The following is a 13,488-nucleotide window of genomic DNA, read 5'->3' on the forward strand; positions in this document are numbered from 1 at the left end:
CGATCGCCGACAAGGCGGGCCTCAACAAGGCGCAGGCGAAAGACGCTCTGGAAGCGTTCATCGACAGCGTCACGGCGTCGCTGAAGGCGGGGCAGGAAGTCCGACTCGTCGGTTTCGGCAGCTTCGTTCCGGTGACCCGCGCCGCTGGCACCGCGCGCAACCCGCGCACCGGTGAGACGGTGAGCCGTCCGGCCTCGAAGACGGCGCGCTTCCGCGTCGGCGAAGGTCTGAAGAGCTCGCTGAACTAAGACTGTTCTCGCAGTCAGGCGTTCAAGGGCGGCCTTCCGACGCGAAGGTCGCCCTTTTTCCTTTCTATGAGGGCGGCTAGCTCAGCTGGTCAGAGCACCTGGTTTACACCCAGGGGGTCGGGGGTTCGAACCCCTCGCCGCCCACCAGCCTTCGCCCATTCCACGGGCTACGGCTCGGCAAGCCCTCTCCAGGGCGAAGGCTGCCGCGCCGAAGCGCAGCGAAGGCGGGCTTCTGAGTTCGAGGTTTTCGGGCGCCGTTCCACGGGCTACGGCTCGGCAAGCCGTCTCCAGGGCGAAGGCTGCCGCGCCGAAGCGTAGCGGGGGCGGGCTGTTGAGTTGAGGGCGTTCTTCCCGAAGCCCGTTCCAAGCCCCTCTTGGGCGAAGGCTGTAAGGCCCAGGATTCATGAAGTACGTCTATATCCTGGAATCCGAAGCCGCCCCTGGCCGCTACTATATCGGTCTGACTGGCGACCTGAAGGCTCGGCTGGCGCGTCACAATGCGGGGGAAGTGGCTCACACTTCGAAGTTCGCACCCTGGCGTGTGAAGAGTTATTTCGCCTTCAGCGACGAACAGCGTGCGGTCGAGTTCGAGCGTTATCTCAAGACCGCTTCCGGCCGAGCGTTCGCCAAGAAGCGACTGTAATCATGCTCCACCGCCCCCTTGGCCGCACCGGCTTTTCCGTTTCCGAGATCGGGTTCGGGTGTGCGAGCTGGTGGGGGCAGCGGGCGTTCGACGAGCGGGCGGCGGTGAGGCTGGTGCACGCGGCGCTCGACCATGGGGTCACGCTGTTCGACACCGGGGCCGCCTATTCGGGGGGGCAGGCCGAGCCGCGGCTGGGGCGGGCGCTGAAGGGCAGGGCGCTGGACCAGGTGGTGGTGGCGACCAAGGCCGGTACGTTCCATGACGGACGGCGAGTGCGGCGCGACTTCCGGCCGGCGGCGATCGAGGCCAGCGTGGTGCGGAGCCTGCGCAACCTAGGTCTGGAGGCCCTGCCGCTGCTGCAGCTTCACGGCCCGGCGGCGGCCGAGCTGAATGACGAGATGCTGTCGATGCTCGAGGGATTGAAGCGCCGGGGCCTGGTTCGGGCTCTGGGCGCCAACAGCTTCGACCCGGCGGTGATCGACCATGTCGCCGGCCTGCCGGTCTTCGACGTGGTGATGGTCGACTACAATGTCCTGCGTCCGGAGCGGGCGGCGCTGATCGCGCGGGCGGCGGCGCGGGGCAAGGGCGTCCTGGCCGGCATGCCGCTGGCCATGGGCCATATCTCGGGCCTGCGCCTGCGGGCGCCGCGGGACGTCTGGTACGCCTTGCGGGCGCTGAAGAACCACCGCGCCGACCTGGTGCGCGGGCGTCGGTTCGCCTTTCTGCGCCGCCTGCGCGAGATGACCGCCTCCCAGGCCGCGCTCGCCTATGTGCTCGCCGATCCGAACGTCGCCAGCGCCGTGGTCGGCGCCACGCGAATGGCGCATCTCCTGGAGAACCTGGCCGCGTCCGGCATGGCCCTGGACGCCGACACGTGCGATCGCATCCGCGCCGCCCAGGAGGACGCCCGATGACCGACGAAGCCTATCTGCGCCAAGCCATCGCCCTGGCCGAGGCGAACGTCCGCGAGGCGGGCGGGCGTCCGTTCGGCGCCGTGGTGGTCAAGGACGGGCGGGTGGTCGCCACCGGCGTCAACGAAATCGGCGCGACCGGCGATCCGACGGCCCACGCCGAGCTGTCGGCCATGCGCCAGGCGGCCAAGGCGCTCGGAACGCCGCGCCTGGACGGCTGCGTCGTCTATGCCAGCGGTCAGCCGTGCCCCATGTGCCTGGCGGCCATGCACATGACCGGTGTTGCGGCTGTCCGTTTCGCCTATTCCAATGCGCAGGGCGAGCCCTACGGCCTGTCGACCGCGATGGTCTATGCGCAGATGGCCAAGCCGCTCGAAGCCCAGGCGCTCGATGTGCGCCACACGCCGATGGGCGATCCGGCGATCTATCGGGCCTGGAAGGGCGTGGCCCAAGGCTGACGCGGGGACTTTCACGCTGTGCGTGGTTCGACCTCTCTCCTCCTGCGATCCTTCCGCGGGGGCGCCCTTTTCCTGCGGTCTCAGAGGCGTAGTCTCACTGGATAACAACGATAATCCAGGGTGGAGACGAGACATGGCGGTGGACCTCGGACCTCTCGACCAGGCGCTGGAGACCGCGCACCTGCCGGCGCTGTCGGCGGCGCTGGTGCATCTGACGGGCGACGACTCGTGGCTGCGGCCGGAGTGGCGGCCGGCCTATACGCCGTTGTCGCGCGGCGAGACCGGGGTGTCGGAGGCCGAACAGGCCAAGATGCGTGCGGCCGCCAAGGTCGCCATCACCGACTATCTGACCGACAAGGCCCCGATGGCCGCGACGCCGGGGCCGGAGCTGGTCCGCCGGATGATGAGCTTCGTGGCCGGCGCTGACATTCCGGACGGCTATGGCGAGTTCCTGACCGACGAACTGGCCCTGGACGGTCATTCCTCCAAGGACCCGGACTGGTCGCCGGAGCTGAAGGGCGCGGCGCGGCGATTGCACGTCCTGGTGATCGGGGCCGGCATGTCGGGCCTGCTGGCCGCCATCCGCCTGGAACAGGCCGGCGTGCCGTTCGAGGTGGTGGAGAAGAACGCCGACGTCGGCGGCACCTGGCTGGAGAACACCTATCCCGGCTGCCGGGTCGATTCCTCCAACCACATGTATTCCTACAGCTTCGAGCCGAACCATTTCTGGCCGCAGCATTTCTCCACCCAGCCGGTGCTGCTGAACTATTTTCAGGACGTCGCCGCCCGCCACGACCTGAAGAAGCACGTCCGTTTCGGCGTCACGGTCGAGGAGATGAGCTGGGACGAGCAGCGGGCCGTCTGGAAGGTGAAGCTGCAGACCCCGGAGGGGCCCCAGCAGGTCGAGGCCAATGCGGTGATCACCGCCGTCGGCCAGCTCAACCGCCCGCGTTATCCGGAGATCAAGGGGCGCGAGCGGTTCGCCGGCCCGGCCTTCCACTCGGCCGAATGGCGTCACGACATCGACCTCGCCGGCAAGCGCGTGGCTGTGATCGGCGCCGGCGCCAGCGCCTATCAGTTCGTGCCGGAGATCGCCGGCAAGGTCGGCGACCTGACCATCTTCCAGCGTACGCCGCCCTGGGGTTTCCCGGTCGCGCACTATCATGAGGACGTGCCCGCCGGGATGAACTGGCTGATGGAGCACGTCCCCTATTACGACAAATGGTACCGCTTCTGGATGTTCTGGATGGTGACCGACGGGCTGCTGCCCATGGTCACGGTCGATCCCGGCTGGAACGGCCCGCCGACCGCGGTCAGCGAATTGAACCAGGGGTTCCGCGACATGATCGCCGCGGCCATCGCCGCCCAGGCGCCTGATCGGTCGGACCTGGTGGAGAAGGTGATCCCGACCTATCCGGTCGGCGGCAAGCGCTCGCTGCTCGACAACGGCGTCTGGATGGCCGCGTTGCAACGGCCCAATGTCGAGCTGGTCACCGACGCGATCACCGAGATCACGCCAGGCGGGGTGGCGACGGCGGACGGCCAGGCCCGCGACTTCGACGTCATCATCTACGGCACCGGCTTCCACGCGTCGAAGTTCCTGTGGCCGATGAAGATCAAGGGCCGGGGCGGGGCCGACCTGCACGAGACCTGGGCCGGCGATCCGCGCGCCTATCTGGGGATGACGACCCCGGGCTTTCCCAATCTCTTCATGATCTATGGGCCGAACACCAATATCGTGGTCAACGGCTCGATCATCTTCTTCTCCGAATGCAGCGTCCGCTACATCGTGGGTTGCCTGAAGTTGCTGGCGCAGACCGGCTCGGCGGCGATGGAGCCGAAGCGCGAGGTGCACGACGCCTTCAACAAGCGTGTGGACGAAGGCAATCGCAGGATGGCCTGGGGCGCGCCGCAGGTGACAAGCTGGTACAAGAACGAGGCCGGTCGGGTGACGCAGAACTGGCCCTTCGCCCTGGTCGACTACTGGCGCGCCACCCTGAAGCCCGATCCCGAAGACTTCGTGCTGACCAGAAGCGCCGAACTGGTCGGTTGAGGACGTTTGGGCCGGAGCGAACGGACTCGCGCTGAGCGGCGCGCGCGGCTAGGCCATGGCTTCGCCGCAAGGGCGATGAGTCTGGAGAATCCCATGTCGCTGAAGCTCAACGTCGTCGTCTGTTCGACGCGGCCCGGTCGGGTCGGCCCTTCCATCGGTCAGTGGTTCGAGGGCTTCGCCAGGACGCATGGCGGCTTCGAGGTCGAGTTGGCGGATCTGGTTCAGTTCGCCTTGCCGGTGTTCGACGAGCCGCATCATCCGAGGCTGCGCAAATACGAGCACGCCCACACCAAGGCCTGGAGTGCGAGCGTGGGGTCGGCGGACGCCTTCGTGTTCGTCACGCCCGAGTACAACTACGGGCCGCCGCCTTCGCTGCTGAACGCCATGAACTATCTGGTCCACGAATGGCGCGACAAGGTGGCCGGCTTCGTCAGCTACGCCGGCGTTTCGGGCGGTCTGCGCGCCGTGCAGGCCGAGAAGCTGATGCTGGCCAATTTCAAGATCATGCCGCTGCCCGAGCAGGTGACGATCCCGATGTTCTCGCAGTTCCTCGACGCCGAGGGCCGTTTCACGCCGAGCGAGACGCACGAGGCCTCGGCCAAGGCCATGCTCGACGAGCTGGCCCGCTGGGCCAAGGCGCTGAAGGCGATGCGCGAGGCGAGCTAGGTTGGCGAGGGAGCGGGACGGCGGCGGCCGTCCCGCCAGAACCCGTCAGGCCCAGGCCGTGGCGGGTCGGCGCCGCGTGGCGCGGATCGCAGCGCCGGTCATGCCGAAGCCGACGATCATCATCGCCCAGGCGGCCGGCTCAGGGACAGCAGAGAGCGTCACGGTGGAGTTGGCGTAGTCCCAGACCCCGCCGAAACCTTGGGAATTGTAGGTGTTGCCGTAGAGGCCTTCGCCCGGCTCGATCCGGAAGCCGCCGAGGAAGAACACCGGAACTGCGTCGGTCTCGGTCGGGACCATGTCCCCGGAAACACCGGTCACTTTGCCGCCGGTGAAGGTAATGGACGGGTCGGCATAGAACGTCTCGTCGTCGATATCGATCGGAAAGCCGTCGAACATCTCGGTAGTGGACGCCCAGCTAAGGCTGCCGACCTCAAGGCGCCAGAATTCGTCGCCGGTTGTGGGCAGGCCATAGAGACCCGCGACGAAGCCGCCGCCTTGGTGGAGGGCGCGGCTCGCATCGAACCGGGCGGTGAGGGTGACGATGTCGCCGATAGCGAGGTTCTGATCGACGCCGGTGTTGAGCTCCCACGGACCGAAGCCGAGTTCCTTGGTCAGTTCACCCTTGAGAGTCACTTCGTAGAACTGGGCCGCTTCCGCCGATCCGGCCCAGAGGAACGCTGCGGCTGCGAGAACCGGCGCATGAACTTTCAGCATGACAATACTCCCTTGGGTGGAAGCGGACTTCAGGCTCTACGCCAAGTCAAGCTGAGCTGTTTCATTTTGGGGCGAGAGCCGTCGGCGGGCGGATCGGGCAAGGCGAAACAGAAGAACGCGCCCAACCGGAGCGTCTGTCACAAGGCCTTGTGATTTCAGGAAGAAGTGGCGCGAATGACGGGGCTCGAACCCGCGACCTCCGGCGTGACAGGCCGGCGCTCTAACCAACTGAGCTACATCCGCGTGACGGCGACGTCGCCGCGAGGCGCGTCTGATATGTCCCCCCCTGAATCGTGTCAACGCCCAATCTCGATCTGCTGTGGATAAACCGCGAAGGCCAGTTCTTCCGTCAGACGGAGCGGAGAGGGTAGGAAAGGGCGGATTTGAGGCAGTTCTTAGTATTGAGAATTATTATCATCAAAACGGGTCCATCTGACGAAGTTTCGTGAGCCCGCGTCACGGTCGGAAGCTACGGAAATCACAGACAATGCAGCCTGAGCGCATTTGCGATACCGATGGTCGCACCACGCCGTTTGAACCCTGCGCAATGCTGGTCTAGAAGGGCGCGCGACTCCTCCGAGGAATCCATGAACGCCTTTCTTTTGCAGTATCTGCCCATCGTGATCTTCCTTGGGATCGCGACCATCCTGGGCCTAGCCTTCATCGTGGCCTCCGCGACGCTTTCGCCGCAGGCGCCCGATCCGGAGAAGCTGTCCACCTACGAGTGCGGCTTCAACGCCTTCGATGATGCGCGGATGAAGTTCGACGTCAGATTCTATCTGGTCTCGATCCTGTTCATCATCTTCGACCTGGAAGTGGCGTTCCTGTTCCCGTGGGCGGTGTCGCTCATGAAGCTGCCCCAGGAGCTGGGACAGTTCGCCTTCTGGTCGATGATGACCTTCCTGGGCGTACTGACTGTCGGCTTCATCTACGAATGGAAGAAAGGCGCCCTGGAATGGGAGTGATCGTTCCTGCGGGTTCGGCCGGCCGCTCGACGGTCGAAGGCTACGACCCCAAGCTCCACGACCCCTTCTTCGACGGCGTCTCGGGCGAGCTGGCCGACAAGGGCTTCATCACTGCGGCCGCCGACGACCTGATCACCTGGGCGCGCACCGGCTCGCTGATGTGGATGACCTTCGGCCTGGCCTGCTGCGCGGTCGAGATGATGCAGGCGTCCATGCCGCGCTACGATCTGGAGCGCTATGGCTTTGCGCCGCGCGCCAGCCCGCGCCAGTCGGACGTGATGATCGTGGCCGGCACGCTCTGCAACAAGATGGCCCCGGCGCTGCGCAAGGTCTACGACCAGATGCCCGAGCCGCGGTACGTCATCTCCATGGGCTCCTGCGCCAACGGCGGCGGCTACTACTACTTCTCCTATTCCGTGGTGCGCGGCTGCGACCGCATCGTGCCGGTCGACATCTATGTCCCGGGCTGCCCGCCGACGGCCGAGGCCCTGGTCTACGGCGTGCTGCAACTGCAGAAGAAGATCCGCCGCACGGGGACGATCGAGCGATGAGCTGGCCCCTGACCGAAGGCGCCCTGGCGGCGCTGGGCAATGAGATCGTCACCTCCTCGACCGGCGCCGTCGCCGGCGCGCACGTGGCCTATGGCGAACTGACCCTGACCGGGCCGGCCAACCGCATCGTCGAGGCCCTGACCCAACTGCGCGACCAGTTCGGCTTCCACCAGCTTATCGACCTCTGCGGGGTCGACTATCCGGACCGCGCCCTGCGGTTCGACGTGGTCTATCATCTGCTGTCCATGACCCGGAACGCGCGCTTGCGGATCAAGGTGCAGACGGACGAAGACACGCCGGTTCCAACGGTGACCGAGGTCTTCCCCTGCGCCGACTGGTACGAGCGCGAGGCGTTCGACATGTACGGCGTGTTCTTCGAAGGCCATCCGGACCTGCGCCGCATCCTCACTGATTACGGCTTCCACGGCCATCCGCTGCGCAAGGACTTCCCGATGACCGGGTATGTCGAGCTGCGCTACGACGACGAACTCAAGCGTGTCGTCTACGAGCCGGTGAAGTCGGTCGAATTCCGTAACTGGGACTTCATGAGCCCCTGGGAAGGCGCGCAGTACGTGCTGCCGGGCGACGAGAAAGCGGAGGCTAAATAATGGCTGACGACGCTTCGAGCCCTGTCACCTTGCCGGAAACCCCGGTCCGCAAGTTCAACATCAACTTCGGCCCGCAGCACCCTGCGGCGCACGGCGTTCTGCGCCTGGTGCTGGAGCTGGACGGTGAAGTCGTCGAGCGGGTGGACCCGCACGTCGGCCTGCTGCATCGCGGCACCGAGAAGCTGATGGAGTACCGGACCTACCTCCAGAACATCCCGTACTTCGACCGCCTCGACTACGTGGCGCCGATGAACCAGGAACATGCGTTCTGCCTGGCCATCGAGAAGCTGCTGGAGCTGGAAGTTCCGATCCGCGGCCAGGTCATCCGGGTGATGTTCTCGGAAATCGGCCGCATCCTGAACCACCTGCTGAACGTCACGACCCAGGCCATGGACGTCGGCGCGCTCACCCCGCCTCTCTGGGGCTTCGAGGAGCGCGAGAAGCTGATGGTGTTCTACGAGCGCGCCTGCGGGGCGCGCCTGCACGCCAACTACTTCCGGCCGGGCGGGGTGCACCAGGACCTGCCCGAGGCGTTGGTCGACGATATCCGCGACTGGGCGGTGGCGTTCGAGAAGCCGCTGCGCGACATCGACGACCTGATCACCGGCAACCGCATCTTCAAGCAGCGCAACGTCGACATCGGCGTGGTCAGCAAGGAAGAAGCCATCCGCTGGGGCTTTTCGGGCGTGCTGGTGCGCGGCTCGGGCATCGCTTGGGACCTGCGCCGCAGCCAGCCCTACGAATGCTATGACGACTTCGAGTTCGACATTCCGCTCGGCGTCAACGGCGACTGCTACGACCGCTACCTCTGCCGGATGGAAGAGATGCGCCAGAGCGCGCGGATCATCATCCAATGCGCCGACCGCCTGAAGAAGACCCCTGGCGCGGTGCTGACCGAGGACAACAAGTTCGCGCCCCCGCGGCGTGGCGAGATGAAGCGTTCGATGGAAGCGCTCATCCACCACTTCAAGCTCTATACCGAGGGCTTCCACACGCCGGCTGGCGAGGTCTACGCGGCCGTGGAGGCGCCCAAGGGCGAGTTCGGGGTGTTCCTGGTCTCGGACGGCTCGAACCGGCCGTACCGTTGCAAGATCCGCGCGCCGGGCTTTCCGCACCTGATGTCGATGGACTGGCTGAACCGCGGCCACATGCTGGCCGACGTCTCGGCGATCCTCGGCTCGCTCGACATCGTGTTCGGGGAGATCGACCGGTGAACGCGCCTGCCTGCATCACCCCGTTCGACGTGGCCCAGGCGCAGCTTGAGGCCTACAACACCCAGGACCTGGACGGGCACTGCGCCTGTTTCGCCGACGATGTCGTGGTGGCCGACCTCAATGGCGCGGTCACCGTCAGTGGCCTCGCGGCCTATCGGGCGAAGTACGAGCAGGTCTTCGCCGACTTCCCGCAAAATCACGCCGAGCTGCTGAACCGTATCGTGGTCGGCAATCGCGTCATCGACCATGAACGGGTCAAGCGTTCGCCGGACGCCGATCCGTTCGAGGTCGCCGCCATCTACACCGTCGCGGACGCCAAGATCGTCCGCGTCGACTTCGTGAAGTGAGGATCGCTTGAGCGTTCGCCGCCTCTCTCCGAACCAGCCCGCCAGCTTCGCCTTCACCGAGGAGACGAGGAAGAAGGCGGAGTGGTGGATTTCCAAGTTCCCGGCCGGCCGCCAGCAATCGGCGGTCATTCCGATTCTGTGGCTGGTGCAGAAGCAGGAAGGCTGGGTCTCCGAACCGGCCATCCGCACGGTCGCCGAACTGCTGGGCATGGCCCAGATCCGGGTGCTGGAGGTCGCGACCTTCTACACCATGTTCATGCTCGAGCCGGTCGGCAGCCACGCCCTGGTGCAGGTCTGCGGCACGACGCCGTGCGCGCTGCGCGGTGCGAACGACCTGATGGCCTATTGCAAGAAGCGGATCGGCCCGAAGGATCACCTCTCGGCCGACGGCAAGTTCTACTGGCAGGAAGTCGAGTGCCTGGGCGCGTGTTCCAACGCCCCGATGGCCGCGATCAACGACTATTACTACGAAGACCTCACGGTCGAGAGCCTGGGCGAGATCCTCGATGAGTTCGCCGCCGGCAAGCCGCGCGCGCCGGGCTCGGCCATCGGCCGCCAGGGTGCGGCCCCGGAGGGCGGTCCGCTGACCCTGAGCGAGCCTTCGCTCTATGACGGCAGCCGCGCCAAGCCGATCAAGTCGCTGCCCAACGCGCCCAAGCCGGGCGCCAAGGAGCCGGCCCAGTGAGCGCAATCAACGCCATCGCGCGCCGGGGCGGCGCAGGCAGAGGAGAGTAGGGGCCTTGGTCGGTATTCTCGAAGACAAGGACCGCATCTTCACCAACCTCTACGGGCTGCACGATTGGGGCCTGGAGGGAGCGAAGACGCGTGGGGCCTGGAACGGCACCCGTGAAATGCTGAAGCAGACGCCGGAATGGCTCTGCGACCAGATCAAGGCCTCGGGTCTGCGCGGCCGCGGCGGCGCGGGCTTCGGCACGGGCCTCAAGTGGACCTTCATGCCCAAGCAGGAGAGCGAGCGGCCGCACTATCTGGTCGTCAACGCCGACGAGTCCGAGCCGGGCACCTGCAAGGACCGTGAGATCATGCGCAATGATCCGCACCTGCTGATCGAAGGCTGCCTGATCGCCAGCTACGCGATCCGCGCCCATACCTGCTACATCTACATCCGCGGCGAATACGTGCATGAGCGCGAGCGCCTGGAGGCTGCGATCCGCCAGGCCTACGAGGCCAAGCTGATCGGCAAGGGCAACGTCCACGGCTGGGACTTCGACCTGCACGTCACCCACGGTGGCGGGGCCTATATCTGCGGCGACGAAACCGCGCTGATGGAAAGCCTGGAAGGCAAGAAGGGCCAGCCGCGCCTGAAGCCGCCGTTCCCGGCCGGCGCCGGCATCTACGGTTGCCCGACCACCATCAACAACGTCGAGTCGATCTCGGTCGTCGGGACCATCCTGCGCCGCGGCGCCGAGTGGTTCGCGGGCTTCGGCCGTCCGAACAACACCGGCACCAAGCTGATGGCCATCTCAGGTCATGTGAACAAGCCGTGCGTCGTCGAAGAGGCGATGTCGATCCCGCTGAAGCAACTGCTGGAAGACCACTGTGGCGGCATCCGCGGGGGCTGGGGCAATCTGAAGGCGATCATTCCCGGCGGCTCGTCGGTGCGGATGATCCCAGCCCACGAGGCCGAGACCGCCCTGATGGACTTCGACAGCCTCTCGGCGCTGAAGTCGGGCCTGGGCACCGCAGCGGTGATCGTGATGGACCAGTCCACCGACATCGTGAAGGCGATCGCCCGCCTGTCGTACTTCTACAAGCACGAGAGCTGTGGCCAGTGCACGCCGTGCCGCGAAGGCACCGGCTGGATGTGGCGGGTCATGGAGCGCATGGTCACCGGCGAAGCCGAGATGCGCGAGATCGACATGCTGCTGGACGTGGCCAGCCAGGTCGAAGGCCACACCATCTGCGGCCTGGGCGATGCGGCCGCCTGGCCGATCCAGGGCCTTTTCCGTCACTTCCGCCATGAGGTGGAGGATCGGATCACTCAATATCGGGCCGGAAGGCCGCATGTGCAGGGCGCGTCCCTGCAAGCGGCGGAGTAACCGCGAATGGCCAAGGCTAAAGTCAACGGCGTCGAGGTCGAGTTCGAACCCGGCATGACGGTTCTGCAGGTTGCGGAACTGGCTGGCGAGGAGATTCCGCGCTTCTGCTACCACGAGCGCCTGAGCATCGCCGGCAACTGCCGCATGTGCCTGGTCGAGGTGAAGCCCGGCCCGCCGAAGCCCCAGGCTTCGTGCGCCCTGCCGGCGGCCGAGGGCCAGGAGATTTTCACCAACACCCCGATGGTGAAGAAGGCCCGCGAAGGGGTGATGGAGTTCCTGCTCATCAACCACCCTCTCGACTGCCCGATCTGCGACCAGGGCGGCGAGTGCGACCTGCAGGACCAGGCCATGGGCTATGGCCGCGACGACAGCCGTTATCTCGAGAACAAGCGGGCCGTCGAAGAAAAGTACATGGGGCCGCTCATCAAGACGGTCATGACCCGCTGCATCCAGTGCACGCGCTGTGTCCGCTTCATCACCGAAGTGGCCGGCGTGCCGGAAATCGGCCTGATCTCCCGCGGCGAAGACGTTGAAATCACGACCTATCTCGACAAGGCCGTGGCGTCCGAACTGTCGGCCAACGTGATCGACCTCTGCCCGGTCGGGGCGCTCACCTCCAAGCCCTATGCCTTCAACGCCCGCCCCTGGGAACTGAAGAAGACCGAGAGCGTGGACGTGATGGACGCGCTGGGTTCCGCCATCCGCGTCGACAGCCGTGGGCCGGCTGTCCTGCGCGTGCTGCCGCGCCTGAACGAAGAGATCAACGAGGAGTGGATCAGCGACAAGACGCGCTACGCCGTCGACGGCCTGTCGCGCCAGCGCCTCGACCGTCCGTTCGTGCGCAAGGGCGGGCGCCTGCAGCCGGCGAGCTGGGGCGAGGCGTTCGACCTGATCGCCGAGAAGATCAAGGCGACCAACGGCGAGCGGATCGGCGTCATCGGCGGCGACCTCCAGGACGCCGAATCGATGAAGGCGGCCAAGGATCTGTTCGCGGCCCTCGGCTCGCCCAATATCGACTGCCGCCAGGACGGCATGGCCCTGGGCGGCGGCCAGCGCGAGAGCTGGCTGATGAACTCGACCATCGCCGGCATCGAAGAGGCCGACGTGATCCTGCTGGTCGGGAGCAATCCGCGCCTCGAAGCGCCGGTGTTCAACGCGCGCCTGCGTAAGCGCTGGGCCGCGGGCGCCCTGCGCGTGGGCGTGATCGGCGAGCAAGCCGACCTGACCTACAAGTACGATTACCTCGGCGCGGGACCTGCGACCCTGTCGGGCCTGACCCGGGCGAAAAACGACTTCGTCAAGGCGCTGAAGGAAGCCAGGAAGCCGGCGATCATCGTCGGCGCCGGGGCGCTCGCGCGCGAGGACGGCCAAGCGGTGCTCGCCGCCGCCGCGGCGGTCGCCAAGAGCTTCGGCATGACCTGGAACGTGCTGCATGCCGCCGCCTCGCGGGTCGGCGGCCTCGACCTGGGCTTCGTACCGGGCGAGGGCGGCAAGACCGCCCGCGAAATGGTGCAGCCGGGCGCGCTGGACGTGCTCTTCCTGCTGGGCGCCGACGAGATCGACGCCAAGGGCTCCGACGCCTTCAAGGTCTATCTCGGCACCCACGGCGACAATGGCGCCCATGCCGCGGACGTGATCCTGCCGGGGGCCGCCTATACCGAGAAGGACGGCCTCTACGTCAACACCGAGGGCCGGGTTCAATTCGGCTATCGGGCGGTGTTCCCGAAGGGCGAGGCCCGCGAGGACTGGTCGGTGTTTCGCGCCCTGTCCGACCGCCTCGGCGCGACCCTGCCGTACGACACCCTGGCCCAGCTTCGGGCCAAGCTCTTCGACGACCACCCGACCTTCGGCCAGATCGACTATGCGCCCGGCGCCACCGGCGCTGCGGTCGACTTCGCCGCGCTCGGCGCGAAGGGCGACCTCGCCGAGGCTCCGTTCGAGAGCGCGGTGAAGGCTTTCCACCTGACCAATCCCATCGCGCGCGCCAGCGTGACGATGGCCGAGTGCGCCGCCGTGGCTTCCGGCGCCGCCAAGATCGCGGCGGAGTAGAGGG

At 66.4% G+C, this 13,488-nt stretch carries 15 protein-coding genes and 2 tRNA genes; 15 read left to right on the forward strand and 2 right to left on the reverse strand.

What is annotated here, in order from left to right; genetic code table 11:
- The first annotated feature begins 2 nt into the window (after positions 1 to 2).
- The 7 genes from ACE3TL_RS07575 to ACE3TL_RS07605 all read left to right on the forward strand — a co-directional run bounded on the left by ACE3TL_RS07575 (position 3) and on the right by ACE3TL_RS07605 (position 4,979).
- On the forward strand, positions 3 to 248 hold the full coding sequence (locus ACE3TL_RS07575; RefSeq protein WP_374578112.1) for an HU family DNA-binding protein: 246 nt from the start codon (positions 3 to 5) through the stop codon (positions 246 to 248).
- Between the two features lie 70 nt (positions 249 to 318).
- Positions 319 to 395: transfer RNA gene (locus ACE3TL_RS07580), tRNA-Val, on the forward strand.
- A gap of 256 nt (positions 396 to 651) precedes the next feature.
- On the forward strand, positions 652 to 891 hold the full coding sequence (locus tag ACE3TL_RS07585) for a GIY-YIG nuclease family protein (protein ID WP_374578113.1): 240 nt from the start codon (positions 652 to 654) through the stop codon (positions 889 to 891).
- Between the two features lie 2 nt (positions 892 to 893).
- Positions 894 to 1,805, forward strand: a complete 912-nt coding sequence (locus ACE3TL_RS07590; protein WP_374578114.1) for an aldo/keto reductase — start codon at positions 894 to 896, stop codon at positions 1,803 to 1,805.
- Positions 1,802 to 2,260, forward strand: coding sequence for a nucleoside deaminase (locus ACE3TL_RS07595; RefSeq protein ID WP_374578115.1), 459 nt, complete (start codon positions 1,802 to 1,804; stop codon positions 2,258 to 2,260). Before ACE3TL_RS07590 ends, ACE3TL_RS07595 begins: the two co-directional genes overlap by 4 nt.
- Before the next feature lie 133 nt (positions 2,261 to 2,393).
- Positions 2,394 to 4,313, forward strand: a complete 1,920-nt coding sequence (locus tag ACE3TL_RS07600) for a flavin-containing monooxygenase (RefSeq protein WP_374578116.1) — start codon at positions 2,394 to 2,396, stop codon at positions 4,311 to 4,313.
- A gap of 93 nt (positions 4,314 to 4,406) precedes the next feature.
- Positions 4,407 to 4,979: an NADPH-dependent FMN reductase gene (locus ACE3TL_RS07605; protein WP_374578117.1), complete on the forward strand. Its 573-nt coding sequence runs from the start codon at positions 4,407 to 4,409 to the stop codon at positions 4,977 to 4,979.
- Positions 4,980 to 5,024: 45 nt separating this feature from the next.
- Here the strand turns inward: ACE3TL_RS07605 and ACE3TL_RS07610 are convergent, their stop codons facing one another.
- Together ACE3TL_RS07610 and ACE3TL_RS07615 are read right to left on the reverse strand one after the other, a co-directional pair.
- Positions 5,025 to 5,693 carry a PEPxxWA-CTERM sorting domain-containing protein gene (locus ACE3TL_RS07610; RefSeq protein WP_374578118.1) on the reverse strand — a complete coding sequence of 223 codons (669 nt, stop codon included), beginning with the start codon at positions 5,691 to 5,693 and terminating at the stop codon, positions 5,025 to 5,027.
- 166 nt (positions 5,694 to 5,859) lie between these two features.
- Positions 5,860 to 5,936, reverse strand: a tRNA-Asp gene (locus ACE3TL_RS07615).
- 344 nt (positions 5,937 to 6,280) lie between these two features.
- On the opposite strand from ACE3TL_RS07615, the gene ACE3TL_RS07620 reads away from it, so the two are divergent.
- From ACE3TL_RS07620 to nuoG, 8 genes are read left to right on the forward strand one after another with little or no spacing between them, the layout of a single operon-like run.
- Entirely contained in the window at positions 6,281 to 6,658 is a 378-nt protein-coding gene (locus tag ACE3TL_RS07620; RefSeq protein ID WP_374578119.1) for an NADH-quinone oxidoreductase subunit A, read from the forward strand.
- Positions 6,628 to 7,209, forward strand: a complete 582-nt coding sequence (locus ACE3TL_RS07625) for an NADH-quinone oxidoreductase subunit B family protein (RefSeq protein WP_374532735.1) — start codon at positions 6,628 to 6,630, stop codon at positions 7,207 to 7,209. The genes ACE3TL_RS07620 and ACE3TL_RS07625 overlap by 31 nt, the downstream gene beginning before the upstream one ends.
- Positions 7,206 to 7,817, forward strand: a complete 612-nt coding sequence (locus ACE3TL_RS07630) for an NADH-quinone oxidoreductase subunit C (protein WP_374578120.1) — start codon at positions 7,206 to 7,208, stop codon at positions 7,815 to 7,817. The genes ACE3TL_RS07625 and ACE3TL_RS07630 overlap by 4 nt, the downstream gene beginning before the upstream one ends.
- Positions 7,817 to 9,031 carry an NADH-quinone oxidoreductase subunit D gene (locus ACE3TL_RS07635; protein WP_374578121.1) on the forward strand — a complete coding sequence of 405 codons (1,215 nt, stop codon included), beginning with the start codon at positions 7,817 to 7,819 and terminating at the stop codon, positions 9,029 to 9,031. The genes ACE3TL_RS07630 and ACE3TL_RS07635 overlap by 1 nt, the downstream gene beginning before the upstream one ends.
- Positions 9,028 to 9,378 carry a nuclear transport factor 2 family protein gene (locus ACE3TL_RS07640; RefSeq protein WP_374578122.1) on the forward strand — a complete coding sequence of 117 codons (351 nt, stop codon included), beginning with the start codon at positions 9,028 to 9,030 and terminating at the stop codon, positions 9,376 to 9,378. Before ACE3TL_RS07635 ends, ACE3TL_RS07640 begins: the two co-directional genes overlap by 4 nt.
- Before the next feature lie 7 nt (positions 9,379 to 9,385).
- The gene (gene nuoE / locus ACE3TL_RS07645; protein ID WP_374578123.1) at positions 9,386 to 10,063 is read left to right on the forward strand and encodes an NADH-quinone oxidoreductase subunit NuoE; all 678 of its coding nucleotides are present in this window, start codon (positions 9,386 to 9,388) and stop codon (positions 10,061 to 10,063) included.
- Positions 10,064 to 10,118: 55 nt separating this feature from the next.
- Positions 10,119 to 11,435, forward strand: a complete 1,317-nt coding sequence (gene nuoF / locus ACE3TL_RS07650; protein ID WP_374578124.1) for an NADH-quinone oxidoreductase subunit NuoF — start codon at positions 10,119 to 10,121, stop codon at positions 11,433 to 11,435.
- 6 nt (positions 11,436 to 11,441) lie between these two features.
- The gene (gene nuoG, locus ACE3TL_RS07655) at positions 11,442 to 13,484 is read left to right on the forward strand and encodes an NADH-quinone oxidoreductase subunit NuoG (RefSeq protein WP_374578125.1); all 2,043 of its coding nucleotides are present in this window, start codon (positions 11,442 to 11,444) and stop codon (positions 13,482 to 13,484) included.
- Positions 13,485 to 13,488 lie beyond the last annotated feature (4 nt).

Origin of the sequence: Phenylobacterium sp., assembly GCF_041920015.1 — a bacterium.
In the GTDB taxonomy this organism is placed as follows: domain Bacteria; phylum Pseudomonadota; class Alphaproteobacteria; order Caulobacterales; family Caulobacteraceae; genus Phenylobacterium.